General features: G+C 63.6%; 25 protein-coding genes. 13 read left to right on the forward strand and 12 right to left on the reverse strand.

Annotated elements, in window-relative coordinates:
- Window positions 1-239: 239 nt before the first annotated feature.
- Window positions 240-1,199, forward strand: coding sequence for a sugar-binding transcriptional regulator (locus FJ978_RS23010; protein ID WP_013891797.1), 960 nt, complete (start codon window positions 240-242; stop codon window positions 1,197-1,199).
- A 41-nt stretch (window positions 1,200-1,240) separates the two neighbouring features.
- Here FJ978_RS23010 and FJ978_RS23015 read toward each other — a convergent pair whose 3' ends face one another.
- On the reverse strand, window positions 1,241-1,426 hold the full coding sequence (locus FJ978_RS23015; protein WP_013891798.1) for a hypothetical protein: 186 nt from the start codon (window positions 1,424-1,426) through the stop codon (window positions 1,241-1,243).
- 110 nt (window positions 1,427-1,536) lie between these two features.
- On the opposite strand from FJ978_RS23015, the gene gcvA (FJ978_RS23020) reads away from it, so the two are divergent.
- The 9 genes from gcvA (FJ978_RS23020) (at window position 1,537) to FJ978_RS23060 (ending at window position 11,653) form a co-directional block, all read left to right on the forward strand.
- Window positions 1,537-2,442 (forward strand): transcriptional regulator GcvA, encoded by a 906-nt coding sequence (gene gcvA, locus FJ978_RS23020; RefSeq protein ID WP_013891799.1) that lies wholly within the window; start codon window positions 1,537-1,539, stop codon window positions 2,440-2,442.
- 282 nt (window positions 2,443-2,724) lie between these two features.
- Window positions 2,725-4,035 (forward strand): sugar ABC transporter substrate-binding protein, encoded by a 1,311-nt coding sequence (locus FJ978_RS23025; protein WP_013891800.1) that lies wholly within the window; start codon window positions 2,725-2,727, stop codon window positions 4,033-4,035.
- Window positions 4,036-4,174: 139 nt separating this feature from the next.
- A complete protein-coding gene (locus tag FJ978_RS23030) occupies window positions 4,175-5,047 on the forward strand; it encodes a sugar ABC transporter permease (protein WP_013891801.1) in 873 nt (290 codons plus the stop codon).
- An 11-nt stretch (window positions 5,048-5,058) separates the two neighbouring features.
- A complete protein-coding gene (locus FJ978_RS23035) occupies window positions 5,059-5,883 on the forward strand; it encodes a carbohydrate ABC transporter permease (protein WP_013891802.1) in 825 nt (274 codons plus the stop codon).
- A 71-nt stretch (window positions 5,884-5,954) separates the two neighbouring features.
- Window positions 5,955-6,959, forward strand: coding sequence for an ABC transporter ATP-binding protein (locus tag FJ978_RS23040; RefSeq protein WP_023765515.1), 1,005 nt, complete (start codon window positions 5,955-5,957; stop codon window positions 6,957-6,959).
- Complete coding sequence (locus tag FJ978_RS23045; RefSeq protein WP_140574255.1) at window positions 6,956-7,726, forward strand: L-iditol 2-dehydrogenase; 771 nt, start codon at window positions 6,956-6,958, stop codon at window positions 7,724-7,726. The genes FJ978_RS23040 and FJ978_RS23045 overlap by 4 nt, the downstream gene beginning before the upstream one ends.
- A 166-nt stretch (window positions 7,727-7,892) precedes the next feature.
- The gene (locus FJ978_RS23050) at window positions 7,893-9,371 is read left to right on the forward strand and encodes a mannitol dehydrogenase family protein (protein ID WP_140574257.1); all 1,479 of its coding nucleotides are present in this window, start codon (window positions 7,893-7,895) and stop codon (window positions 9,369-9,371) included.
- A 15-nt stretch (window positions 9,372-9,386) separates the two neighbouring features.
- Window positions 9,387-10,070 (forward strand): HAD family hydrolase, encoded by a 684-nt coding sequence (locus FJ978_RS23055; protein ID WP_023776066.1) that lies wholly within the window; start codon window positions 9,387-9,389, stop codon window positions 10,068-10,070.
- A complete protein-coding gene (locus FJ978_RS23060; protein WP_140574259.1) occupies window positions 10,067-11,653 on the forward strand; it encodes an FGGY-family carbohydrate kinase in 1,587 nt (528 codons plus the stop codon). Before FJ978_RS23055 ends, FJ978_RS23060 begins: the two co-directional genes overlap by 4 nt.
- 8 nt (window positions 11,654-11,661) lie before the next feature.
- On the opposite strand, the gene ugpC is transcribed toward FJ978_RS23060, so the two are convergent.
- From ugpC to FJ978_RS23090, 6 genes are all read right to left on the reverse strand, one after another.
- Window positions 11,662-12,750: a sn-glycerol-3-phosphate ABC transporter ATP-binding protein UgpC gene (gene ugpC, locus FJ978_RS23065; protein ID WP_140574261.1), complete on the reverse strand. Its 1,089-nt coding sequence runs from the start codon at window positions 12,748-12,750 to the stop codon at window positions 11,662-11,664.
- Between the two features lie 7 nt (window positions 12,751-12,757).
- On the reverse strand, window positions 12,758-13,804 hold the full coding sequence (locus tag FJ978_RS23070) for an NAD(P)-dependent alcohol dehydrogenase (protein ID WP_140574263.1): 1,047 nt from the start codon (window positions 13,802-13,804) through the stop codon (window positions 12,758-12,760).
- Between the two features lie 15 nt (window positions 13,805-13,819).
- A complete protein-coding gene (locus FJ978_RS23075; protein ID WP_140574265.1) occupies window positions 13,820-14,632 on the reverse strand; it encodes a carbohydrate ABC transporter permease in 813 nt (270 codons plus the stop codon).
- Complete coding sequence (locus tag FJ978_RS23080) at window positions 14,629-15,495, reverse strand: sugar ABC transporter permease (protein ID WP_140574267.1); 867 nt, start codon at window positions 15,493-15,495, stop codon at window positions 14,629-14,631. The genes FJ978_RS23075 and FJ978_RS23080 overlap by 4 nt, the downstream gene beginning before the upstream one ends.
- A 150-nt stretch (window positions 15,496-15,645) precedes the next feature.
- Window positions 15,646-16,917 carry a sugar ABC transporter substrate-binding protein gene (locus FJ978_RS23085; RefSeq protein ID WP_140574269.1) on the reverse strand — a complete coding sequence of 424 codons (1,272 nt, stop codon included), beginning with the start codon at window positions 16,915-16,917 and terminating at the stop codon, window positions 15,646-15,648.
- Between the two features lie 229 nt (window positions 16,918-17,146).
- On the reverse strand, window positions 17,147-18,064 hold the full coding sequence (locus tag FJ978_RS23090; RefSeq protein ID WP_140574271.1) for an AraC family transcriptional regulator: 918 nt from the start codon (window positions 18,062-18,064) through the stop codon (window positions 17,147-17,149).
- 252 nt (window positions 18,065-18,316) lie between these two features.
- On the opposite strand from FJ978_RS23090, the gene FJ978_RS23095 reads away from it, so the two are divergent.
- Window positions 18,317-19,720 (forward strand): MATE family efflux transporter, encoded by a 1,404-nt coding sequence (locus FJ978_RS23095; RefSeq protein ID WP_140574273.1) that lies wholly within the window; start codon window positions 18,317-18,319, stop codon window positions 19,718-19,720.
- 65 nt (window positions 19,721-19,785) lie between these two features.
- On the opposite strand, the gene FJ978_RS23100 is transcribed toward FJ978_RS23095, so the two are convergent.
- The 5 genes from FJ978_RS23100 to speB all read right to left on the reverse strand — a co-directional run bounded on the left by FJ978_RS23100 (window position 19,786) and on the right by speB (window position 23,704).
- Window positions 19,786-20,220, reverse strand: coding sequence for a peptidylprolyl isomerase (locus tag FJ978_RS23100; RefSeq protein ID WP_140574275.1), 435 nt, complete (start codon window positions 20,218-20,220; stop codon window positions 19,786-19,788).
- Window positions 20,221-20,443: 223 nt separating this feature from the next.
- The gene (locus tag FJ978_RS23105) at window positions 20,444-21,091 is read right to left on the reverse strand and encodes an amino acid ABC transporter permease (protein ID WP_140574277.1); all 648 of its coding nucleotides are present in this window, start codon (window positions 21,089-21,091) and stop codon (window positions 20,444-20,446) included.
- Entirely contained in the window at window positions 21,088-21,744 is a 657-nt protein-coding gene (locus tag FJ978_RS23110; RefSeq protein ID WP_140574279.1) for an amino acid ABC transporter permease, read from the reverse strand. The genes FJ978_RS23105 and FJ978_RS23110 overlap by 4 nt, the downstream gene beginning before the upstream one ends.
- 6 nt (window positions 21,745-21,750) lie before the next feature.
- Complete coding sequence (locus tag FJ978_RS23115) at window positions 21,751-22,560, reverse strand: transporter substrate-binding domain-containing protein (protein WP_140574281.1); 810 nt, start codon at window positions 22,558-22,560, stop codon at window positions 21,751-21,753.
- A gap of 82 nt (window positions 22,561-22,642) precedes the next feature.
- Entirely contained in the window at window positions 22,643-23,704 is a 1,062-nt protein-coding gene (gene speB / locus FJ978_RS23120; protein ID WP_140574283.1) for an agmatinase, read from the reverse strand.
- Between the two features lie 210 nt (window positions 23,705-23,914).
- Between speB and gcvA (FJ978_RS23125) the strand changes: the two genes are divergently transcribed.
- Together gcvA (FJ978_RS23125) and pncB are read left to right on the forward strand one after the other, a co-directional pair.
- Window positions 23,915-24,889, forward strand: coding sequence for a transcriptional regulator GcvA (gcvA, locus tag FJ978_RS23125; RefSeq protein WP_140574285.1), 975 nt, complete (start codon window positions 23,915-23,917; stop codon window positions 24,887-24,889).
- Between the two features lie 133 nt (window positions 24,890-25,022).
- Window positions 25,023-26,327 (forward strand): nicotinate phosphoribosyltransferase, encoded by a 1,305-nt coding sequence (pncB, locus tag FJ978_RS23130; protein ID WP_140574287.1) that lies wholly within the window; start codon window positions 25,023-25,025, stop codon window positions 26,325-26,327.
- Window positions 26,328-26,331 lie beyond the last annotated feature (4 nt).

Below are 26,331 nucleotides of genomic sequence, written 5' to 3' on the forward strand. Positions count from 1 at the left end.
TCCTTTTTTCGATCCCTTAAAGGGTTTGCGCCGGGAGATAAACCTTCGAGGCGGCAGAACGCGGCTCCGGCCGGCAACCGACGCCGCAATGCTTCTCCGCCCAGACATTGGTGGATGCAAAATCCGGGTTGGACAGACGCAGGCATTTGCCCTTTCGATTGACAATTGCACAGCAGGCAGTTCCCTGCGAAACTAGGCATGGACCGCCTCGATGACCGGCGGCCTCGGGGAGGCAGGACGTGAATACGCGGCAGGATGGCGGCAACAACAGGCTGGACGACGCGGCGCGCGCCGGGTGGCTTTACTATGTTGCCGGCAACACACAGGACCAGATCGCTGCGACGCTCGGCATATCGCGGCAGACCGCGCAGCGGCTGGTGTCTCTGGCGGTGTCGGAAGGGCTGATCAAGGTGCGCGTCGACCATCCGATCGCCAACTGCCTGGACCTCGCGGCCCGGCTCAAGTCGCGTTTTGCGCTCGACCTGGTCGAGGTGGTGCCGAGCGACCCGAATTCATCCTCCACCACCATCGGTATCGCCGAGGCCGCCGCCGCCGAGATCGAGCGCCGGCTGCGGTCACCGACGCCGATCGTCATGGGCATCGGCACCGGGCGCACGCTGAAGGCGGCGATCGAACAGCTGCCGCCGATGGAATGCCCGCAGCACAAGGTGGTGTCGTTGACCGGCAACATCTCGCCGGACGGCTCGGCCGCCTTCTACAACGTCATCTTCACCATGGCCGACAGGGTCAAGGCGCGCTCCTTTCCGATGCCGCTGCCGGTTATCGCCTCCTCGCCGCAGGAGCGCGAGATGCTGCTCAACCAGCCGATGATCCAGCCGACGCTGGCGCTGGCAGCCGAGGCCGACGTCACCTTCATCGGCATCGGCGATCTCGGCCCGAAGGCGCCGCTCTACGAGGACGGCTTCATTTCAGAAAGCGAGCTGAAAGCCCTGCAGAAGGCTGGCGGCATCGCCGAGATCGTCGGCTGGGTGTTCGATCGCGAAGGCCGCATGATCGAGGGCATCACCAATGACCGGGTGTCGTCGGCATCGCTGCCGTCGCGTGAGAAATCGCTGGTCATTGCGCTGGCCATGGGCGAGCGCAAACTGCCGGGTATCCTGGCGGCCGTGAACCGCCGGCTGGTCAACGGGCTCATCACCGACGAGCGGACGGCAGCCGCGCTGCTGGCCAGCATCTGACTGGAACCCGCCGCGAGCGATTTGCGATAAAGAGAGCAATGCTATCCGTGCCGCCCGAAAGGGTCGTTGCCGTCAAGGAAACCGAGGTCGCGCTGTAGATGCGGCGACAGGTCCCTGATGTCGAGATGTGCCTTTTTTCGGCTCGCAAACCAGCCGAATCCGTCCGCGAGCCACGAAATCCAGCGATGATCGGGGGCGGGAGTGCATTTTTGCTGTGCCATGGTCATGATCGTCAACCTTCGCTATCCTGGACCCGAATGACGGGTTGACGCTGAATGTCGGTCTTGCCGGCCGCCTTTGCCAATCGAACGTCGATAAGGACCCATAAGGAGGCTTTATGCCGGACCTCAGCTCGCGGCAGGTTTCGCAGCTTCCGCCGTTGCAGGCGATCCGGGTGTTCGAAGCGGTGGCGCGGCACCTTTCCTTCACCAAGGCGGCCGAGGAGCTCGCCATGACGCAAGCGGCGGTCAGCTATCAGATCAAGGTGCTGGAGGAACGGGTCGGCGCGCCGCTTTTCCTGCGGCGGCCGCGCCAGATCGCACTCACCGAGGCCGGACAGCGCCTCGCGCCGGCGGTCAGCGAGGCCTTCGCCATCCTTGGCCAGGCCTATGCCGCGGCGCGCGGCGGCGCGGATGGCGTGCTGTGCGTCACCACCGTGCTGACCTTCGCCTCGAACTGGCTGGCGCACCATCTGGGCTCGTTCCAGATCGCTCATCCTTCGCTCGCCGTGCGGCTCGAAACGTCGAGCCGGCTGACGGATTTCGCCCGCGAGGATGTCGACCTCGCCATCCGGTCGGGCGGCGGCAAATGGCCGGGGCTGGAAGCCTACAAGCTGCTCGATGCCGATTTCACGCCGATGCTGAGCCCGAAGCTCGCGGCAAGCATCGGCGGCGTCAGGGAACCGGCGGACCTGTTGCGGCTGCCGATCCTCGATCCCGGCGACATCTGGTGGACGCAATGGTTCGAGGCTGCCGGCGTGCACTCGCACGATCTCGCCAAGCGGCCCGGCAGCAGCATGGGCGCACAGGCCTATGAGGCCAATGCCGCGATCGCCGGTCATGGCGTGGCGATCCTGACCCGGGCGCTGTTCAAGGCGGAACTCGCCGACGGCCGCCTGATCCAACCCTTCGACCTCGTCGGCGACGATGGCCACGCCTACTGGCTGGTCTATCCGGAGGCACGGCGCAACGTGCCGAAGATCCGCGCCTTCCGCGACTGGCTGCTGGCCGAAATAGCCTGCTGACTGGCAAGGTGCATCGCTTCGAAGCGAAGTTCCGCGACGCGTCTTCATGCATGCCGTTCAAAATGCCGGTCGTTTTGGCCTCCGGATCCGATCGGGCTGCGCGACCTCTGAATTATGAGAGGCAGCAGGCAGCCTGCCCGGCTATTTCCTCCACTCCATATCCGGCCAGCGTCGTCGAGTGCTGCGCTGCAGCATCGAATCTGGCTTGACATAATATGGAACTTAATGAGTAATTGCTCACAGCCAAGGCAAATGCTCATCTTGGTCCATGGGAGGAATTTGATGAAACTTCGTACGCTCATCCTGGGCTTGTGCTCGACCAGCGCGCTGGCGTTCGCTGCGCACGCCGAATCCATCACCATCGCCACCGTCAACAATGGCGATATGGTCCGCATGCAGAAGCTGACCGACGACTTCACCAAGGCAAACCCCGACATCCAGCTCAACTGGGTGACGCTCGAGGAAAACGTGCTGCGCGAGCGCGTCACCACCGACATCGCCACCAAGGGCGGCCAGTACGACGTGATGACGATCGGCACCTACGAGGTTCCGATCTGGGCCAAGCAGAGCTGGCTGTTGCCGCTCGACAAGCTCGGCGACGACTACGACGCCAAGGACATCATTCCGGCCATCGCCGGCGGCCTGTCGGTCGACGGCAAGCTCTATGCCGCGCCCTTCTACGGCGAAAGCTCCTTCGTCATGTACCGCAAGGACCTGATGGACAAGGCCGGGCTGAAGATGCCCGACGCGCCGACCTGGGACTTCATCAAGCAGGCAGCCGACAAGATGACCGACCGCGCCAATGGCGTGAACGGCGTGTGCCTGCGCGGCAAGGCCGGCTGGGGCGAGAACATGGCCTTCCTGACCGCCATGTCGAACTCCTTCGGCGCGCGCTGGTTCGACGAGAACTGGAAGCCGCAATTCGATCAGCCCGAATGGAAGAACACGCTGCAGTTCTATGTCGACCTGATGAAGGCCGACGGCCCCGAGGGCGCGTCCTCCAACGGCTTCAACGAAAACTTGGCGCTGTTCCAGCAGGGCAAGTGCGGCATGTGGATCGACGCCACGGTCGCGGCGTCCTTCGTCTCCGATCCAAAGGCCTCACAGGTCGCCGACAAGGTCGGCTATGCGCTGGCCCCGGACAATGGGCTGGGCAAGCGCGGCAACTGGCTGTGGGCCTGGTCGCTGGCCATTCCCGCCGGTACGCAGAAGGCTGACGCCGCCGAGAAGTTCGTCTCCTGGGCGACCAGCAAGCACTATGCCGAGCTCGTCGCATCGAAGGAAGGCTGGGCCAATGCTCCTCCCGGAACGCGCTCCTCGCTCTATGCCAATGCCGACTACCAGAAGGCAGCTCCGTTCGCCAAGATGACGCTGGACTCGATCAACGCGGCCGACCCGACGCATCCGACCGTCAAGCCGGTGCCCTATGTCGGCGTGCAGTTCGTCGCCATCCCTGAATTCCAGGGCCTTGGCACCACTGTCGGCCAGCTGTTCTCGGCGGCTCTCGCCGGCCAGTCGAGCGTCGACGATGCCCTGAAGCAGGCCCAGGACGCCGCCACCGCGACGATGACCGAAGGCGGTTATATCAAGTAGGCTCCTCCCGGTGCCGAATGCCGGTCGCGCATCATGGCCGGCAATGGCCGCCCGAGTCCCAGTTCGGGCGGCCATCTTCAAAATCCTGGAATTTCTGGCGCAACTCTAAAATCCAGCTGACCTTTGGAGGGTGACCGTCATGGCTACTCAGCAGACCCGTTCGCTTGCCCGTTTCATGATGGCGCCATCTGTCGTCCTGCTCCTGGTCTGGATGGTCGTCCCACTGGCACTCACGCTTTGGTTCTCCTTCCAGCAGTACAATCCGCTCAATCCGATCCGCGACGGGTTCGTCGGCGTCTCCAACTACGCGCTGTTCTATTCCAATCCAGCCTTCCTGCAGTCGATCCTCAACACGCTGGTGCTTGTGATCAGCGTGCTTCTGATCACGGTGATCGGCGGCATCCTTTTGGCGCTGCTGATCGACCAGCCGATGTGGGGGCAAGGGATTGTCCGCATCCTCGTCATCTCGCCGTTCTTCGTCATGCCGCCGGTGGCCGCATTGGTCTGGAAGAACATGATCATGCATCCGCAATACGGGGTGTTCGCCGATATAGCGCGATTCTTTGGGGCTCAGCCGATCGACTGGTTCGGGCAGCATCCGATGACGGCGATCATCATCATCGTCGCCTGGCAATGGCTGCCTTTCGCGACGCTGATCCTGCTGACCGCCCTGCAGTCGCTCGACGGTGAGCAGAAGGAGGCCGCCGAGATGGACGGCGCCGGCTTCATCAGCCGCTTCATCTACCTGACGCTGCCGCACATGTCGCGCGCGATCACCGTCGTCATTCTGATCCAAACGATCTTCCTTTTGTCGGTCTATGCCGAGATCCTGGTCACCACCAATGGCGGCCCGGGATACGCCTCCACCAACCTGCCCTTCCTGGTCTACCAGAAGGCATTGCTGGAATTCAAAATCGGCCAGGCATCCGCCGGCGGTGTGATCGCCGTCATTCTCGCCAACATCGTTGCCTTCTTCGCCATGCGCGCCGTCGGCAAGAACCTGGACAAGTAAGGGAGGATACGATGGCACGCTCAGTCACCACCCAGCACAAGACGATCGCGACCGTTGCGGCCTGGATTGTCGCCCTGCTGATCTTCTTCCCGATCCTCTATACGATCATCACCTCGTTCAAGTCGGAACAGGAGGCGATCCAGGGCTTCAACCTGATCCCATCAGGAACATTCGAGAGCTATACCGAGGTCCAGGCGCAGAGCGGCTACTTCAAATTCTTCTTCAATTCGGTGCTGCTCTCGGTCGGCTCGACCATCCTGGCCTTGCTGGTCGCCATTCCGGCGGCATGGTCGATGGCTTTCTCGCCGACCAAGCGGACCAAGGACATCCTGATGTGGATGCTGTCCACCAAGATGATGCCGGCGGTCGCCGTGCTGTTCCCGATCTACCTGATCTTCCGCAATCTCGGACTGCTCGACAGCCGCATCGGCCTGATGGTCATGCTGATGCTGATCAACCTGCCGATCGTGGTGTGGATGCTCTACACCTACTTCCGCGAAATCCCGGGCGAGATCCTGGAAGCGGCACGCATGGACGGCGCATCGCTGTGGAACGAGATCGTCTATGTGCTGACCCCGATGGCGGTGCCCGGCATTGCCTCGACCATGCTGCTCAACATCATCCTGGCCTGGAACGAGGCGTTCTGGACAATCCGGCTGACCACCACGGACGCTGCTCCGCTGACCGCCTTCATCAGTTCGTTCTCCAGTCCGCAAGGCCTGTTCTGGGCCAAGCTTTCGGCGGCCTCGACACTGGCCATCGCGCCGATCCTGATCATGGGCTGGTTCAGCCAGAAGCAGCTGGTGCGCGGCCTGACATTTGGCGCCGTCAAATAATGGCGATGCGGTGAAATAACCGGATTTGCCCGAAGCAATCGGCAGGAAAATAACCCCTCGGGGAGGAAACCATGGGAAACATCACGCTCAAGAACGTCTCCAAATCCTTTGGATCGACGTCCATCATCCCCGGTCTCGACCTGGTCATCGAGAATGGCGAGTTCGTCGTCTTCGTCGGTCCGTCCGGTTGCGGCAAGTCCACGCTGCTGAGGCTGATCGCTGGTCTCGAAGACACCAGCGGCGGTACCATCAACATCGATGGCCGCGATGTCACCGGCGAGGCGCCGGCCAAGCGCAAGCTCGCCATGGTGTTCCAGTCCTACGCGCTCTACCCGCACATGACCGTGGCCAAGAACATCGCCTTCCCGCTGAAGATGGCGGGCGAGGACCAGGCCACCATCGACAAGAAGGTGAAGGACGCGGCGCGCGTGCTCAACCTCACCAACTATCTCGAACGCCGGCCCGGCCAGCTCTCGGGCGGCCAGCGCCAGCGCGTCGCGATCGGCCGCGCCATCGTGCGCCAGCCATCGGCCTTCCTGTTCGACGAGCCGCTGTCCAACCTCGACGCCGCACTGCGCGGGACGATGCGGCTGGAAATCAGCGAACTGCATCATCAGCTCAAGACCACGATGATCTATGTCACCCACGACCAGGTCGAAGCCATGACCATGGCCGACAAGATCGTGGTGCTCAACGCCGGCAACATCGAGCAGGTCGGCTCGCCGATGGAGCTCTACAAGACGCCGCGCAACCTTTTCGTCGCCGGCTTCATCGGCTCGCCGAAGATGAACCTCATCGAAGGCGCACCGGCGGCCAAACATGGCGCCAAGACCGTCGGCATCCGTCCCGAGCACATGGAAATCTCGACCACGGCGGGCGAATGGAAGGCGACCGTCGGCGTCGCCGAGCATCTGGGATCGGACACGTTCCTCCATGTCCAGGCCGATGGCGTCGGGCCGCTGACGGTGCGCGCCGACGGCGAACTGGCGGTTCATCACGGCGACACCATCTATCTCACGCCCGACAAGGCCAAGCTGCATCGCTTCGGCGCCGACGGAAAGGCAATGGTGCAGTGAGGTTGAACGGCAAATCGGCGCTGATCACGGGTTCGGCCCGTGGCATCGGCAGGGCCTTCGCTGAAGCCTACGCGCGCGAAGGCGCTGCCGTGGCGATTGCCGACATCAACCTGGAAGCTGCGCAGAAGACAGCCGCCGAGATCGGTGCCAAAGCCTACGCCGTGGAACTCGATGTCACGGACCAGTCCTCCATCGACGCGGCGGTGAAGGCGGTCGAGACCAGGACCGGCGGCCTCGATATATTGATCAACAACGCCGCCTTGTTCGACCTTGCGCCGATCGTCGAGATATCGCGGGCAAGCTACGAGAAACTGTTCTCCGTCAATGTCGCCGGCACGCTGTTCATGCTGCAGGCGGCGGCCCGCTCGATGATCGCGCGGGGCAAGGGCGGCAGGATCATCAACATGGCGAGCCAGGCCGGGCGGCGCGGCGAGGCCCTTGTCGGCGTCTATTGCGCCACCAAGGCCGCCGTCATCTCGCTGACCCAGTCGGCCGGGCTCGACTTGATCAAGCACCGCATCAACGTCAACGGCATCGCGCCTGGCGTCGTCGACAGCGATATGTGGGACCAGGTCGATGCGTTGTTCGCCAAATACGAGAACCGGCCCAAGGGCGAGAAAAAGAGACTGGTCGGCGAAGGCGTGCCATACGGCCGCATGGGCAGACCGGAGGATCTCGCCGGCATGGCCGTGTTCCTGGCCAGCGACGAGGCCGAATACATCGTCGCCCAGACCTACAATGTCGATGGCGGCCAGTGGATGAGTTGAGGGGGGACGGCCTCTTCTTCCCGTACCTCCGCGGGGAGAGGAGGCCGACAGTCCGGTGAGAGGCGAGCCTTCATCCGATGATGCGCCGCCCTCGCCTTTGCCCTCCCCGTAGAAGACGGGGAGGGGAGCGTAACGAAGGCCGGAGCCCGGCCAAAGGGTAAAGCAGATGACCGTGAAACTCTCTTCCTCCAATCTCGCCAGGCTTCCGGCCAACGTCGCCGGACCGAAATACGACCGTTCGAAGCTCAAGGCCGGCATCGTGCATTTCGGCGTCGGCAATTTCCATCGCTCGCATCAGGCCGTCTACCTCGACGATTTGTTCAATGCGGGCATCGGCCATGACTGGGCGCTGGTCGGCGCCGGCGTGTTCGACGGCGAGAAAATCGGCCGCGGCAAGCTGGAAGAGCAGGACTGGCTGACCACGGTGGTCGAGCAGGATGAAGGTCACATGAGCGCCCGCGTCACCGGCGCCATGATCGACTTCCTGGTGCCGGGCGACGCGGCCGGCATCATCGAGAAGCTGGCCGACCCGGCGATCAAGATCGTTTCACTGACCATCACTGAAGGCGGCTATTTCATCGACCCGGCGTCCGGCGTCTTCAACCCGGCCCATCCCGACATCGTCGCCGACGCGCAACCGGGCGCCACGCCGAAGACGGTGTTCGGCATCATCCTCGCCGGCCTGATGCGCCGCCGCGACGACGGCATCGTGCCGTTCACCGTGATGTCTTGCGACAACATCCCCCACAATGGCCACGTCACGTCGGATGGCGTCATTGGCCTGGCCCGCCTGATCGACGAGGATCTGGCGGCCTGGGTCAGCGAGCATGTCGCCTTCCCGAACGGCATGGTCGACCGCATCACGCCCGCCACCACCGATCGCGAGCGCGGCATCCTGGCCAAGGACTTTGGCGTCGAGGACGGCTGGCCGGTGTTCTGCGAGCCGTTCCGGCAGTGGGTGCTGGAAGACCATTTCACCGATGGTCGTCCGCCGCTGGAAAAGGTCGGCGTGCAATTCGTCAGGGATGTCGCGCCCTACGAGCTGATGAAGATCCGCATCCTCAATGGCGGCCACGCCACCATCGCCTATCCGGCCGGGCTGATGGACATCCATTTCGTCCATGAGGCGATGCAGGAGCCGCTGGTGCGCGGCTTTCTCGACAAGCTCGAGCACGACGAGATCATTCCAACCGTGCCGCCGGTGCCGGACACGGTGCTGGAGGACTACTACCAGCTCATCGAGAAGCGCTTCTCCAACCCGAAGATCGGCGACACGGTGCGCAGGCTCTGCCTCGATGGCTCCAACCGCCAGCCGAAATTCATCATACCGACTATCGCCGACCGGCTGAAGGCCGGAAAGGGCGTCGCGGGTCTGGCGCTGGAATCGGCGCTTTGGTGCCGCTACTGCTTCGGCACGTCGGACAGCGGCGCCGTCATCGAGCCCAACGACCCGAGCTGGGACCGGATGCAGGCAACCGCCAAGGCGGCAAAGGACGCGCCCGCCGCCTGGCTTGCCATGGAGGATATCTATGGCGATGTCGGCCGCGCGACGGCGTTCGTCGAGGCCTTTGCCCATGCACTCAACGTGCTGTGGGCGAATGGCGCGCGCGCCACGCTGACACGCTACATCGCCGGCAAGCTCTGAGAGCCACTCGACGCCATGACGCCTGAATTGGTCATCTTCGACTGCGATGGCGTGCTGGTCGACAGCGAGGCACTCTCCGTTTCGGCGCTGCTCGGCATGATCGCACTGGCCGGCGGCAATGTCGGCGAGGACGCCGCCTACGAGCATTTCCTGGGCAAGAGCATGAAAAGCGTGCGCGAGATCCTCGGCCGCGACTTCGGTCTGGAGATCAGTGACCAGCATCTCACGGCCATGCGCGTCGACCTGATGCGAAAATTCCGTGAGGAGCTGAAGCCGATCCCTGGCATCAGCGAGGTGCTGCCGAAGCTCGGCCTGCCGTTCTGCGTCGCCTCCTCGGGCACGCTGGAACGCATCCGCTACGCGCTCGACGTCACCGGCCTGCTCGGGCTGTTGGAGCCGCATCTGTTCAGCGCCGCCATGGTGGCCAAGGGAAAGCCGGCGCCCGACCTTTTCCTGCATGCCGCCGCCAGCATGCGGGCGCATCCGCGCAAATGCCTGGTCATCGAGGACAGTCCGGCGGGCATCGCGGCAGCGCGGGCGGCGGGCATGCGCGTGTTTGCCTTCACCGGGGGCGCGCATGCCGGCAACCCCGCACTGAAAGCGCGGCTTGCGTCGAGTGAACCGGACTTTATATTCGCTGACATGCTGCAATTGCCCGATCTGATTGCAGGCCTGGGAGCGAGAGTTAGAGCATCTTGACGAAACAGTTTGTTTGCGCGGTCGATGTCGGCACCGGGAGCGCCCGCGCGGGCATTCTCGACACCAGTGGCACCTTGCTCGGCCGCGCCGAGCGACCGATCGCCATGCACCAGCCGAAGGCCGATCACGCCGAGCACGATTCGCGCGATATCTGGTCGGCCGTCTGCGCCGCCGTGCGTGCGGCGCGCGAAAAGGCCGGCGTTGCCGCTGAGGATATTGTCGGCATCTCGTTTGATGCCACCTGCTCACTGGTGGTGCGCGACCGGCAGGGCGGTCAGCTCAGCGTTTCGACCACGGGCGACAAGCGTTGGGATACCATCGTCTGGCTCGACCACCGCGCCATCGCCGAAGCCGACGAATGCACGGCGAGCGGCCACGAGGTGCTCAACTATATCGGCGGCGTCATGTCGCCGGAAATGGCGACGCCGAAGCTTATGTGGCTGAAGCGCAACCTGCCGAGGACATGGAATGAAGCCGGCTATCTATTCGACCTCACTGACTTCCTGACCTGGCAAGCGACGGGATCTCTGGCCCGATCGCAATGCACGCTGACGGCCAAGTGGACTTATCTGGCGCATGAGGAGACAGCCTGGCAGCGCGATTTCTTCGCGCTCGTCGGCCTCGACGATCTCTTCGAGCACGGCAATCTGCCCGAGCGGGCGAGCCCCGTGGGCGGCTACATCGGCTCGCTGACGGCACAAGCAGCAGACGAGCTCGGCCTCACCGAAAAATGCCGGGTCGGCGCCGGGGTCATCGATGCCTATGCCGGCGCGCTTGGCGTGCTGGGCGGCTTTGCCGGCGACGAGCAGAATATCGGGCGGCATCTGGCGCTGATCGCCGGCACGTCCTCCTGCGTCATGGCGATGTCGCCCGACCCGCAGCCTTTCGCGGGCGTCTGGGGGCCTTACTACGGCGCGGCGCTGCCAAAGCTGTGGTTGTCGGAAGGCGGCCAGTCGGCGACCGGCGCCCTGCTCGACCACATCATCCGCTGGCATGGCGCCGGCGGCGAGCCGGACGCAGCCATGCATGCCAGGATCGCCAAGCGTGTCGCCGAACTGCGCGCCGCCGAAGGTGACAATCTTGCCGTAAGGCTGCACGTGCTGCCGGACTTTCACGGCAACCGCTCGCCGCTCGCCGACCCACATGCCGTGGGCGTGGTCAGCGGACTGACGCTGGATTCCTCCTTCGACAGTCTGTGCAAGCTATACTGGCGCACCGCCGTCGGTATCGCGCTCGGCGTGCGCCATGTGCTGGAGGCGCTGAACGAGAACGGCTATCTGATCGACACGCTGCATGTCACCGGCGGCCACACCAAGAACCCGCTCCTGATGGAGCTCTATGCCGACGCCACAGGCTGCACGGTGGTCGAGCCGCTGGCGGACGAGGCGGTGCTGCTCGGCACCGGCATGGTGGCGGCGACCGCGGCTGGGCTTTTCCCCGACCTCAACGCCGCCTGCCTCGCCATGCAGCAAGGCGGCAAGACGCGTGCCGCCAACCCGGCCGCCGGCGCCCGTTTCGATCGCGATTACCGGATTTTCCTGGAGATGCATCGGCAGCGGCAGGCGCTCGACGCGATCCGGTAGAACGCGCCCTACCGTGCCAGCAAGGACAGGCCGGATTTGGCATCGAACAGATGCATGTTCGATTCGTCGAACGTATAGCGGACATCGCTGCGGACAACGGGACAGGCGCGGCTTGATACCAGTGCGCTGATCTCCTTGCCGCCGAGAGCGAACGTCACCAGCGCATCATTGCCGTGGAATTCGATGAGATCGGCGGTTCCGGCCAGGACATTTTCGGAGCGCTCGGCTGCCGCGATCCTCAGATCGGGAGGCCGGATCCCAAGCACCGCCTGCTCGCCATGCTGAAGCTTGAAGCGCGAGCCATCGACGGTGAAGACAGTCGCGCCATTGGTCAGCGTCCAGCCATTGCCTTTCCGGCCCACCGTCACATCGATGAAATTCATGTTCGGCGTTCCGATGAAGCCGGCAACGAACAGATTGCCCGGCCGCTCGTAGATTTCCGCTGGCGAGCCGATCTGCTCGATCCTCCCGTCGCGCAGCAGCACGATACGGTCGGCGAGCGTCATCGCCTCGAGTTGGTCGTGGGTGACGTAGACGGTGGTGGTGTTCAACGACTGGTGCAGCCTAGCGATCTCGACGCGCATGTGGTTGCGCAGCTTGGCATCGAGATTGGACAGCGGCTCGTCGAACAGGAACACCTTCGGCGTCTTGATCATGGCACGGGCAATGGCGACGCGCTGTTGCTGGCCGCCGGACAGTTCGGCGGGCTTGCGGCCGAGATAGGGGTCGAGACCCAGCGTCTTCGAGACCGCCTCGACGCGCTTCTGTATCTCGGCCTTCGGCACCTTCTGCCGCTTCAGGCCGAAGGCGATGTTGTCGAAGATCGTCATGTGCGGGTAGAGCGCGTAGTTCTGGAACACCATGGCGATGCCGCGATCGCCGGGATCGAGGTCGTTGACCACCTTGCCGCCGATCGAGACCTCGCCGCCGCTGATGTCCTCCAGGCCGGCCAGCATCCTGAGCAGGGTCGACTTGCCGCAACCGGATGGGCCGAGGAAAACGACGAACTCGTGATCCTCGATGGCGAGGTTCAGGTCGCGGATGACTGACGTGGCGCCGTAGGATTTGTCGACATGGGAACAGACGATCGCGGACATGGTCTGGTCAGGCCTTCTCGCTCGAAATCAGGATCTGCAGCTTGACGTCTTCCGGCTTGCCCGCCGCTGCCCGCTCGAACGCCGCGATGCTGTCGGAGAAATCATAGGTGCCAGTGATCAGCGGATTGAGGTCGACCTTGCCCGATGCGATGAGCTGCAAGGCGCGGTCGAAGATATTGGCGTAGCGGAACACCGTCTCGATGCGCACTTCCTTCGATATGGCCGCCGGCACGTTGAGCAACACAGGCTCCACCGGCAGCCCGACCAGCACCACCGCGCCGCCGGGGCGCACGACGTCGAACAGATTGGTGAACGCCTTTGGGCTGCCGCTGGCCTCGAAGACGATATCGGCTCCCCAATTGTCGGTCGCTGCCGCCACCGCATCGGCCAGCGACCGTTCGCCGATATTGACCGGGACGATACCGGGATAGCGCCCCGCGATTTCGAGCTTGGGGGCGGAGAAGTCGGAAATCAGCACTTTCGAGCAACCGCCGGCGAGAGCCGCCAACGCGATCATGATGCCGATCGGGCCGCAGCCGACGACGACGGCGACGTCGCCCGGAACGATGCGCGCGCGGGCGGCCGCCTGCATGCCGATGGCGAAAGGTTCGACCATCGCGCCTTCGGCGAAGGAGACATTGTCCGGCAGCCTGTAGGTGAACGCCGCCGGATGGACGGCTTCAGGGGCGAGAATGCCATGCACCGGCGGCGTCGCCCAGAAGGTGACGTCCGGGTCGACATTGTAGATGCCGAGCTTTGTCGCGCGCGACGACAGGTTCGGCACGCCCGGCTCCATGCACACGCGGTCGCCGACCTTCAGCGTCCTGACATTGGCGCCGATTTCGAGGATCGTTCCGGACGCTTCGTGGCCGAGCACCATCGGCGCGCGCACGACATAGCTGCCGATGGCGCCATGGGTGTAGTAATGCACGTCGCTGCCGCAGACACCGACCGTGTGGATGGCGATCCTGACGTCGTCCGGCCCGACATCGAGCGGCAACGCGATCTCGCGCAAGGCCAGCTCACCCTTCTTCTCAAGCACCAGTGCCCGCATCGTATCGTCCTCGCTTCAAGTCTTTTTTTGCCGGAAAACGGAATTCAGGAAGCCGCTGAGCACGCCGAGAAACAAAAGCGGCGGCAGCGACAAAAGCACGACCGAGGCGTTGAGGATGCCCCACGGCACGTTCATGCCTTGCTGGGACAGTTCCGAAGCGACGATCGGCAAGGTCTTGGCGTTGGAGCTGGACAGCATCAGCGCGATCAGGAACTCGTTCCAGACCAGCACGAAGCTGAAGGCGACCGCACCGATCAGGGAGCGGGCAGCCACGGGCAGCGCGATCCGCCAGAACACCGAATAGGCGCCGTAGCCGTCGACGAAGGCGGCTTCCTCGACTTCCTTCGGCACGGCCTGGAAGGCGGGAATGGCAAGCCACATGATCACCGAGATGGTGAGCAGCGAATAGGTGACGATCAGCGCCGCCAGCGTGTCATAAAGCCCGAGCTGAAGCCAGATCACCATCAGCGGGATGGCGACCGCCACCGGCGGCAGGAAGCGCAGCGACAGCACGAAGAACTGGATGTCGCCGGCCCAGCGGTTGGGGTAGCGCGCGACGGCGTAGGCGGCCGGCAGGCCGAGCACCACGCCGATCAGCACCGCGACCCCGCAGGCGATGACCGAGTTGTAGAGACCGGTCATGACGCTGTCGCGACCGATGATGTAGCTGATGTTGGCAAGGGTCGGCGTGAACACCAGGCGCGGCACGCGGGTGATGATGTCGACATTGTTCTTCAGCGAATTGAGCGCTGTCCACAGCAGCGGAAACACGGCCATGAAGCCGGCAAATGCCAGCACGGCCTTGCCTATGAGCCTACCCGGCCTCATGCCTGCACCCGCTTCCACAGCATGGTGAAGGTGATGACGGTGGCGATCATCATCAGCACCGCCATCGCCGAGGCGTAGGACACCTTGCCGGATTCGATGAAGCCTTGCGAGAAGGCGTACATGTCGAGCGTTTCGGTGGCCACGCCCGGACCGCCGCGGGTCATGACATAGATCAGGTCGAAGGAGCGCAGCGACTCGATCATCTTGACGAACATCAGGCTGATCAGCGGCGCCTTGAGCATCGGCAAGGTCACATAGCCATGGATCTGCCAGCGCCTGGCATGGTCGAGCCGCGCGGCCTCGATCGGCTGCGGCGGCAGCGTTTCCAGGAGCTTCAGGACGATGACGGCGAAGAACAGGCCCCATTGCCAGACATCGACCGACGCGACGGCGAACAACGCCGTCGCCGGCTTGGACAGTGGGTCGAAGATCAGCCCGCCGGTCAGCAGGCGATAAGGGTAGGTGGCGATGCCGTAGAGCGGGTGATAGGCGAACTTCCAGACGAAGGCGGCCGAAACGCGCGGCAGCAGCACCGGGATGATGAACAGCAGGCAGTAGACATTGCGCAGGCGTGGGCTGGCGACCTCGAACATCAGGACGCCGAGGCCAATGGCCACAACCATCGTCGCGACAACGGTGACGAACTCCCATTTCACCGACACCCAGACGGCGTTGAGAAAACGCCGGTCGGCGAACAGGTCGGCGAAATTCGAGAGCCAGACATAGGAATATGCTGTCGAGGAGAGCTCACGGTTCTGCAGGGCGATGACAATGGCATAGAATGTCGGCACCATCGACAGGATCAAGAGAATGACGAGCGTCGGCACCACAAACGTGACCGGCAAGGAAGAGCGTCGTGGCATCTGTCTATCCCTGGCTGCGTCTCGATCGATTGAGCATGGCTGGGCCTTTTCGCTATGGCTGGCTCGAACGGCAATGATGGGTACCCGCGGCGCACAGGTCCCGACATCCGCTTGAATGCCGTGGACCGTGCGCCGCAGGGGGAGGATGGCTTATTTCTTCACCAGATCGTTGGCATAGGCCTCGAGCTCGTTGAGGCCGCCCTTGATGTCGGTGCGGGTGCCGGTGACCAGTTCCTCGAGGATGATGCCCCAGCGGTCGCCGAGATCCGGCCAGCGCGGATCCTGCCAGAAGTTGACCGCCGTGACCTTGCCGGTTTCAGCCAGCGCCTGTCCGAGATCGGCGCCGTAGATATCGGCGAATTCCTTGCTGGACAGGACGCTGGTGCGGTTCAGCTCACCGAACTGGTGGGCATCGAGCCGGCGCTTCTCGTTTTCCTTCGAAGTCGCCCAGGCAATGAACAGGCCGGCGCATTTCTTCGAGGCATCGTCGGCGTTGGCTTTCGTGGCGATGGCGAGGCCATGGCCATAGCCGCCGCCGGTGAGCGGCGAGGGCGGCGGCAGGAAGCCGATCTTGCCGACCACTTGCGAGGTCTTCGGGTCGACCGCCATGCCCGACAGCGGCGTCGATTCGACGAGGATCGCGACCTGACCCGACAGGAAGGCGCCGGTCGATTCGTCCCAGCTGCCGGTCTGCGTGCCGGGCGCCGAATCCTTGAACAGTTTCAGATAGGTCTCTGTTGCCTTGACGGCCGCGTCCGAATTGAAGGCTGGCTTGTCGCCGTCGAACCACTGGCCGCCATAGGCCTTGAAGAACGGCATCCAGCGCCAGACATTGGCGCCCGAGCCGCGTGCGCCGCGCAGCGCGATGCCATACATGCCCTTGTCCGGATTGGTCAGCTTCGGCACATCGGCGATCAGCTCGTCCAGCGTCTTCGGCGGCTGGATGCCGGCGGCTTCAAGCACGTCCTTGCGGTAGACCATCAGGTCGCCGCCGCCGGTCAGCGGCGCAAACCACACCTTGCCGTCATAGGTCGCGACCTTCTGGCGGCCAGGATCGAAGTCGGCGTAGTCATAGTCCGCGGGATAGTAATCGGTCAGCGGCACGATCCATTTCGAGGAGGCAAACAACGCGACGTTGGCTTCGTCGACATAATAGACATTGTAGTTGCCGACGGTGGACGCATCGGCGCGCGATTTGGCCCGGCGGTCGTTCTCGTTCAGATAATCGATCTGGAAACCGGCGCCGGCAAGCTTCTCGAACTCGGCCTTGGAGTCCTCCAGAAGGGTCAGGCCATCGCGAGGCTGAGCCAGCACCTTGACCGGCGCCGAGCAGACCGGTGCCTGCGCGAGCGCAAGGGTGGAAACGGTAGCGGAAAGCAAAAAAGCTGCGCCAAGGCTGGCAGCGAGCCGAACTGGTCTCATGGTCTTTCTCCTCCAGGTACACTTCGCAGGAAGCGCAAAGTCCTCGGTTCAGCGATCCTCACCATCGCCCGAGCGACATGCCACCCATCGCCAAAATGCGGAGTTGCGGCGGCTCGTGCTAGAAGCTCCGTTGCAGCAGACCTGTACTTTTATGCATTGTGCAGCGCAAAAAAGGGCGCCCCTCCGGGGCGCCATTCACGTGAGTACCGATTGCACCTGAAATGGCGATTTATGCGCGCATCGTCAGCCGCTGCCGCGACAGCTTGCGATAGGACGACGGCGTCATCTTGTGCTTGCGCATGAACCCACGGTTGAAGTTCGAGATATTCATGTAGCCGACCTGGAAACAGATGTCGGTGATCGGAATATCGGTGTCGGACAACAGCTTGCAGGCCTGCCAGAGCCTGAGCTTGGCGAGGTGGTCGCTGAAGGAGTTGCCGGTGTTCTTCTGGAAGAAGCGCGAGAATGTGCTCTCGGTCATCCCCGCGAGGTCCGCCACTTCCGGCAGCTTCAGGTCCTCGGCGAAATGCTGGAAGAGATAGGTCAGTGCACGCTGGATGATGTCCAGCGAGGCGGCATCCAGGACCGGCGAGAAATCCGGCGACGACAGCAGTTCGTATTCGTCGGTCCTGGCGAGGAGATCGACCAGTTCGAGGAACAGGCAGAGGCGGGCGAGCCCATGCACGGTTCCCATCCGCTCCATAAGCGCGGCGCCTTCCAGCGCGGTGCGGCCATGGAAGACCATGCCGCGCGCCGACCGCTCCAGGAACGGCTCCAGTTCGCGCAATTCAGGCAACAGACCGGCCGAGCCGCGCAGCCTCTGCGCATCGAACTGCAGGACGATGTCGCGGCCCTCGATCAGTTCGCCCGGCTGCACCGCCGTCACCCAGTCGTGCGGCAGCCCGCCGCCGACGATGGTCAGGTAACCCGGCCCGAACTCGCCGATATGATCGCCGACCAGGACCACGCCGGAGGACTTCCGCAACAGGTGGATTTCGTATTCCGGATGGAAGTTCCAGACATTGCGCTCCCACGGATAGTCGTCGAGCCGCCACAGGAAACTGTCGCTCGCCTCGGTGACGATATGTTCGAAGGCCGGCGCCGTGCGCAGCGTCGCAACCGGGTTTTTTCGCTGTCTGAACGCCATCCATTCCTCCCGGCGGGTTCGCCGGCTGCCTATCTCCGAGGCAATTCGTAACAGCCCGTGGCCGGCAAGGGAACGAGGCAACGCCACCCCTGGGGCGGCGCTGGCTCAATCTGTTCCCGCCCCTCCTCCCTTGCCTTCATGTCGCGTTTCGTCCAAAAGCTGACGCAAACGCCGTGAAACCGAAGGTTTTGCCGTTTGATATGCGGCTTCCGGCTTTAATGCCGACGTGCCGTATCTGGAAAGAGCGGAACAATGTCTGCGATCGAAGCCGGCGCTCGCGCGCCGGAAAACCTTTGGCGTCAGGAAATCAGGGCGACGCTGGCGCTCGCCTGGCCGATGGTGCTGACCAATCTGGGCCAGACCGCGATGACGGCGACCGACGTCATGATGATGGGGCGTTTGGGGCCGGACACGCTGGCCAGCGGCGCGCTTGGCGCCAACCTCTATTTCATGCCGCTGATCTTCGGCCTCGGCCTGATGCTGGCGACCTCCCCGATGATCGCGACCGAACTTGGCCGTCGCCGCCATTCGGTGCGCGACCTGCGCCGCACCGTGCGCCAGGGCCTGTGGCTGGCGATCCTGATCTCGATCCCGATCTGGCTCGTGCTTTGGCATGGCGAGGCCATCCTTTTGGCCATGGGCCAGGAACCGGCCCTGGCGCATCAGGCCGGCATTTACCTGCGCTGGCTCGAATGGGCGGTGCTGCCCTTCTATGGCTATATCGTGCTGCGCTCGTTCATCTCGGCGCTGGAGCGGCCGGGCTGGGCGCTGGTCATCGTCTTCGTCGCCGTCGCCTGCAACGCCTTCTTCAACTGGGTGTTCATGTTCGGCAATCTCGGCGTGCCGTCGATGGGCATCGCCGGCTCGGGCCTTGCCACCTCGCTGTCCTCGACCCTGATGTTCACCGGCATGGCCGTGGTGGTGATGCTGGAGAAGAAGTTCCGGCGCTACCGCCTGTTCGGCCGCTTCTGGCGGTCCGACTGGCCGCGCTTCAAGGGCCTGCTGCGGCTCGGCCTGCCGATCGCCGGCATCCTTGCCTTCGAGGTGACGATCTTCAATGCGGCAGCGCTGCTGATGGGCCTGATCGACGCGGACTCGCTTGCCGCGCACGCCATCGCCATCCAGATCGCCTCGATCTCCTTCATGGTGCCGCTTGGCCTCAACCAGGCGGTGACGGTGCGCGTCGGTCTTGCCCATGGCGCCGGCAATCCGGAAGGTGTGTCGCGCGCCGGTTGGACCGCCTTCGTCATCGGCGTCTCGTTCATGGCGCTGATGGGATTGGTCATGGTGTTGTGGCCGCACCTTTTGATCAGCGCCTTCATCGATCTCACCAATCCGGCCAATGCCAGGGTGATCGCGCTTGCCGTGTCGTTCCTGGTGTTTGCTGCCCTGTTCCAAGTGTTCGACGGCGCGCAAGCAGTGGCCGCCGGCATGCTGCGCGGCCTGCACGACACCAAGGTGCCGATGATCTATGCAGCGATCGGCTATTGGGGCGTCGGCCTGCCGCTCGGCGTGCTGCTCGCCTTCCATTTCGGTTTCCACGGCGTCGGCATCTGGATCGGGCTGTCGTCGGGACTGGCCGTGGTGGCGGCGCTGCTTCTGGCGCGCTGGCTGCGGCGCGACAGGATCGCCCCGCCGCTGGCGTTCGGGCATTGAAACAGACCATTGCCGGTTGCCCGCCACCGAACTTTCAGCCGTGATTAATCCCGTTGACGCCGGAACTACGCCGCCTGAACGATCTCGACCAGTTCAACGTCGAACACCAGGTCCTTTCCGGCCAACGGATGATTGCCGTCGAGCTTGACGCTGGCGTCGTTCACGCCGACGACCGTTACCGGCATGGCTCCCCCTTCGCGGGTTCTGACCTGCAATCGAGTCCCGATATCGACATTGATGTTATCCGGCACGCGGGCGCGGTCGATGGTCATGACCGCTTCGGGGCGGTGGGGCCCATAGGCGGCTTCAGCGGGAACGGTGACGCTGCTTTTCGCGCCGACCTCCATGCCCTCGACATGGGTTTCAAGACCGGCGATCACCTGCCCTTCACCCAGGGTGAATTGCAACGGTTCGCCGCCGGAAGCGTCGAATTGAGTGCCGTCGGCCAGACGTCCAGTATAATTGATGCGCACGGTGTCGCCATTCTTGGCCTGTGTCATGGCAGTCATCCTTTTGGGAGCTTTTGAGGGGACCGGCCAGAGGTCGCGGTCCCGTTTTCGATCATCCACGCACTGAGGTGCACGGCGCGAAACTCTGAAACTAGGTGCCAGGCCGCAAATGTAAAGCGCTGCTGCCAACCGGCTTCCCCGTGTGGCCGCCTTCACCACCGAAATCACTCAATGTAGCCGCCGTCGATGCCGGTCAACACAACGTGCTCGTGGCTCAGTGCGCCGACGCGTGCTTCTCCAGACGGCGGGCGTACTGCGTCAGCGGAAAGCACATGACGAAAAAGATCAGCGCCACCAGGCCGTAGACCTTGAACGGTTCGAAGGTCGCGTTGTTGATGGCGTTGGATGTCCTGACCAGCTCCTCGAAGCCGATGATCGAGGTCAGCGCCGTCGATTTGATCAGCTGCACCAGGAAGCCGACCGTCGGCGCGCGGGTGATCGAGAACGCCTGCGGCAGGATGATCAGCCTGAGCTCCTGCAGATAGTGCAGACCGAGACTGGCGCCGGCGTCCCATTGACCCAACGGCAGCGCGTCGACACCGGAGCGCCAGATCTCGGCGAGATAGGCGCTGGCGAAGAAGGTCAGCCCGAGCACGGCGGCCGTCCAGGGTTCGATACGCAGACCGAGCATCGGCAGGCCGAAGAACATGAGGAAGAGCTGCATCAGCAGCGGCGTTCCCTGGAAGAGCGCGATGTAGCCCGAGGCGATGCGCCGGCTCCATGTGCTCTTGGATATCCTGAAGAACAGCACAATCATGCCGACAATCGCGCCGCCTATGAAGGCGGCCAGCGACAACAACACCGTCCAGCGAGCGGCGAGCAGAAGGTTGCGAATGATGTCCCAAAGCGTGAACTCGATCATGACACGCCAGCCCCCAGAACCTGGCGACCGCCGGTGACCAGCAGCCGCCGTAGGGCCATCGACAGGAGAAGATAGACCAGCGTCACGACGAAGTAGGTCTCGAAGGAGCGGAAGGTGCGCGCCTGCAGCATGTCGGCCTCATAGGTCAGCTCACGCACCGCGATCTGCGACACCACGGCCGACTCCAGCATCATGATGACGATCTGGCTGGTGAGTGCTGGATAGATGATCTTGAGCGCCTGCGGCAGCACGATCTTGATGAACACCTGGCGCGGCCGCAGCCCGAGCGCAAGGGCTGCTTCCGTCTGCCCGCCCGGCACCGCGTCGAGCCCGGCGCCGACGATCTCGATGGTGTAAGCCGCCATGTTGAGCGTCATCGCCAGCATGGCGGCCAGGATCGGATCGAGCCTGATGCCGAGGCTCGGCAGGCCGAAGAAGATGAAGAACAGCTGCACCAGGAACGGCGTGTTGCGCATCACCTCGACATAGCAGGCGATGGCCCGTTTGAGCGCAACGGGACCGTTCCGCCGCCCCGCAGCGCCAAGGATGCTGAGCAGCGTTCCGGCCAGCGTTGTGACGGCGATCAATAGGATCGTCGTGGCGGTGCCGTGGGCAATGTCGCCCACGGCACCTGGGAGCCAGCCGAAGGCCACGGAAACTCAATCCTTGAGGTTGTCGGGGTTGAGCGGGGTCTTCAGCCAGGCTTTCGAGCTTTCGTCGAGCTTGCCGTCAGCCAGCATCTTGGTGATGGCATCGTTGACCGCCTTCTTGAGGGCGTCCTCATTCTTGTTGAGGCCAATATGCGAGGGCGAGGTGAGAAGCTGGAATTTCTGCTCCGGCTTCAGCGCGTCCTGCTTGGCCAGCACCTGGGCGCCGACATCGTTGCCGACGACCATCAGCTGGGTCTGGCCGGAGATGAAGGCCTGGATCACCGAATTGTAATTGTCGAAACGCTTGATGTCGGCCGAGGCGGGCGCGGCCTCGGTCAGCGAGGTGTCTTCGAGCGTGCCGCGATTGACGGCGATCGACTTGTCGGCAAGATCTTCCTTGCCTTTGACCGCCATCGCGGCCGGCCCGATCACCGCGATGTAATAGGGGGCGTAGGCGGCGGCGAAGTCGATGACCTGCTCGCGCTCCTTCGAATAGCCAACGCTCATCAGGATGTCGACGCGATGGTCGTTCAGATAGGGAATGCGGTTCTGGCCGGTGACGGCGACCGGATTGAGCTTCACCTTCAGCGTATCTGCGATGTATTGCGCCACGTCCATGTCGTAGCCCTTGAGGCTCATGTCGGCACTCGCCGAGGAGAAGGGCGGGAAGTCGGCGAAGACGCCGACATTGATGCTGCCGGCCTTGGTGATATCAGCCAGCGCGTCGGCGTTGGCCGCCTGCGTGGCGAAGCCCATACCGGCGGCGCCGAGCATCAGGACGGCGGCGATGGACGATTTGAGTGTCGTGCGGATTGTCATTGTCATTCCCCTATCTGGAAGCTTTTGATTGTTGGGTCGGCCGCCGGCTCCAGCGCGGCGGCCGCCTTTGCGTTTTCGAACGTCAGGCGCCCTTGCCAGTAATTGCGGGGCTGAACACCATCAGGCTCAATATCTCGAACAGCACCTGGGCGGCGGCATGGGCGGTGTTGGTGGTGGCGTCATATTGCGGCGCCACCTCGACGACGTCGCCGCCGACAATGTTGAGGCCTTTGAGGCCGCGCAGCAATTCAAGCACTTCGCGCGTGGTCAGGCCGCCGACTTCAGGCGTGCCGGTGCCCGGCGCGAAGGCCGGATCGACGCTGTCGATGTCGAAGGACACATAGGTTGGACCGTCGCCGACGATCTTGCGCGCTTTCTCGATGATGGCCGGGATGCCGAGCCCGGTCACCTCCTCGGCATGAACGACCGTCATGCCGGACTCGTAGGTGAACTCCCACAGATACTCGGCCGAGCCGCGGATGCCGATCTGGATGGTGCGGGTCGGGTCGAGCACGCCGTCGAGCACCGCGTTGCGGAACGGCCCGCCGTGGTGGAACTTGGTCATGTCGAACAGGCCGCTGGTGTCGCAATGGGCATCGATGTGGATGAGGCCGACCGGCGCCTTCTTGCCGACGGCCTTCAGGATCGGGTGGCTGATCGAATGGTCGCCGCCGACCGACAAGGGAATGACGCCGGCATCGACGATCTGGTTGGTGCGGCGTTCGATGTCCTCATGGCTGGTCTCGAGCCGATAACGGCTGCGAAAGGGCGTATCGCCGATGTCGGCGACCCTGAGTTCATGCGTCGGCGCGCATTCCAGCACGTGATTGTAGGGGCCGATGCGTTCGATGGCGCGCAGCGCCCTCGGCCCGAAGCGCGAGCCTGGCCGGTTGGTGACGCCGAGGTCCATCGGCACGCCGATCATCGCCACCTGCAAATCGCCGAAATCCGGATTCTCCGCCGCTATCTCGCGGTAGGGCGCGGCAAGGAAGGTCGGGATGCCGGCATAGGGCGCAAGCCGGGTGCCGCTCTTGGAAAAGATCTTGTCGGCAACCTTGCGGAACTTCGGGTCGAACATCTCGCCGCCATGGCTCTCGCCATATTTGCGACGCAACGCGTCGAGCTTGCCGCGATCGTAACCCATATCCGCTCCTCCTGGGCTGATGCAGTGCGGCCCGTCGACGATCCGATGCGAACTGGCCGTCATCCGGCCGGGTCGCTGTCCCGCTGGCTGCCTGCAGATTTGACGTCTTGGTGCTATTCCGTGCCAAAGTGTCCGGCAGCCGCCTTGAAAAAGCAATTGATATTGTTAGGGTCTTTTCTGTGAGAAAAACTCACAAACAACGAGTCCATGATGGCCAAGCGCCTACCACCCCTGAACCCGCTGCGCGCCTTCGAGGCAACGGCGCGCCATGGCTCGCTGACCAAGGCGGCGAGTGAGCTCAATGTCACGCATGGCGCCGTCAGCCACCAGATCAAGGCGCTGGAGCAATCGCTCGGCGTCAAGCTGTTCGAGCGGGTCGGCCAGCGCGTCAAGCTGACGCCGCACGGCGCCGAACTCCTGCCGGCGGTATCGACCGCTTTCGACGGCATCGCCGCCGCCACGCAGCGGCTTACGCGGCCGGCAAGCAGCGGCGCGCTGTCGGTGTCCTGCGTGCCGGCGCTGCTGCTTTTGTGGATGACGCCGAGGCTTGGCAGCTTTACCGCGCAATATCCCGACATCCAGCTGACGCTCATCCCCTCCAACGACGCCAGGGATATCCGTGCGCCGCATATCGATGTCTGCGTGCACTATGGCAACGGAACCTGGACGGATTGCTGGATGCGCAAGTGGTCGGGCCTCGAACTGTTCCCGGTGGTCAGCCCGACCTTGATCAACAACCGTCCGATCCGCAGCGTCAGGGACCTCGCCGATCATGTCTTCCTGCATGGCGACGACGGCCGCGAGTGGCACACCTGGCTGGCCGCCGCCGACGCATTGGACCTCGAACGTGGCCGCCGCCATCATCTCGGCGATGCCCGCATGGCGACCGAGGCCGCGGTGCACGGCCATGGCGTGGCGCTGGGCGACTCCGTCACGGCAAGCGCGCTGCTGGCCAGGGGCATGCTGGTCGCGCCGTTCAGCCTGTCGGTACCGGCGGTCGATGATTTCTATGTCGTCTGCCGCAATGAAATGCGGGCGACGCCGATCGTGCAGGTGTTCATCGACTGGCTGTTCGCCGAGAAGGCCGGGGATGACGGCCGCGCCGGCGCTCCGGTCGCCGGCCGTATCATCAGCCGCCGCAAGCGTCCGGCGCTCAAGGTCATCGGCGCGAAGACCGCGGGTTGAGCCGGCCGCGGATGGCCACACGCAGGCCGGTCTTTTTGTCGGGCCAGCCTGAAAGCGGGCAGCGTTTTGGCCAATTCGATGCTATGAGGCCTGTCGCGATTGTGGATGGCAGGCAGCGAAGGCGGCAGCGAGCATGGCAAAAACCGATATAGCGCGGCGCGTCTACAACCACACCTGGAAGCTCGATCCGATCGTGCGCAGCCTGCTCGACACGGATTTCTACAAGCTTTTGATGCTGCAGATGATCTGGGGCATGTATCCCAAGGTCGACGCCACCTTCTCGTTGATCAACCGCACGACCTCGGTAAAGCTTGCCGACGAGATCGACGAAGGCGAGCTGCGCGAACAGCTCGACCATGCCCGTACGCTGCGCTTCTCCAAGAAAGAGATGATCTGGCTCGGCGGCAACACTTTCTACGGCCGCAAGCAGATTTTCGAGCCGGAATTCCTCGCCTGGCTGGAAGGCTTCCGGCTGCCCGACTACGAGCTGTCGAAGCGTGATGGCCAGTATGAGCTGACCTTCAGCGGGCCATGGATGTACACCACGCTGTGGGAGATCCCGGCGCTCGCCATCATCAACGAGCTTCGGTCTCGCGCGGCCATGCGGGCCTTCGGCCCCTTCGCGCTCGATGTGCTCTATGCCCGCGCCAAGGCCAAGATGTGGGCCAAGACCGAGCGGCTGAAGGCGCTGCCCGGCATCCGCATTTCCGACTTCGGCACGCGCCGCCGGCATTCCTTCCTGTGGCAGCGCTGGTGCGTCGAAGCGTTGAAGGAAGGCATCGGCGAAGCCTTCACCGGTACCTCCAACGTGCTGCTGGCCATGGACAACGATCTCGAGGCGCTCGGCACCAACGCGCACGAGCTGCCGATGGTGTTCGCGGCACTGGCCAACTCGGAAAAAGAGCTGAGAGAGTCGCCCTACAAGGTGCTGCAGGACTGGCAGCGCTACTATGGCGGCAATTTGCTGATCGTGCTGCCCGATGCCTTCGGTACCGCCTCGTTCCTGCGCGACGCGCCGGATTGGGTCGCAGACTGGACCGGCTTCCGCCCCGACAGCGCGCCGCCGATCGAGGGCGGCGAGAAGATCCTGTCCTGGTGGCGCGAGAAGGGCAAGGATCCCAAGCAGAAGCTTTTGATCTTCTCCGACGGGCTCGAGGTCGAGACCATCGAGGAGACCTACCGCCACTTCAAAGGCAAGGTGCGCATGTCCTTCGGCTGGGGCACCAACCTGACCAATGATTTCGAGGACTGCGCACCGATCGAAACCAACAGGCTGGACGCCATATCGCTGGTCTGCAAGGTCACCGAGGCCAATGGCAGGCCTGCGGTGAAGCTTTCCGACAACCCGGCCAAGGCGACCGGCGACGAGAAAGAGATCGAGCGCTATATCAGGATTTTTGGCGAGAAGGATCGCGTGGAGCAGCTGGTCAAGGTTTGAGGGG

Origin of the sequence: Mesorhizobium sp. B1-1-7 (genome assembly GCF_006442705.1) — a bacterium.
Taxonomy (GTDB): domain Bacteria; phylum Pseudomonadota; class Alphaproteobacteria; order Rhizobiales; family Rhizobiaceae; genus Mesorhizobium; species Mesorhizobium opportunistum.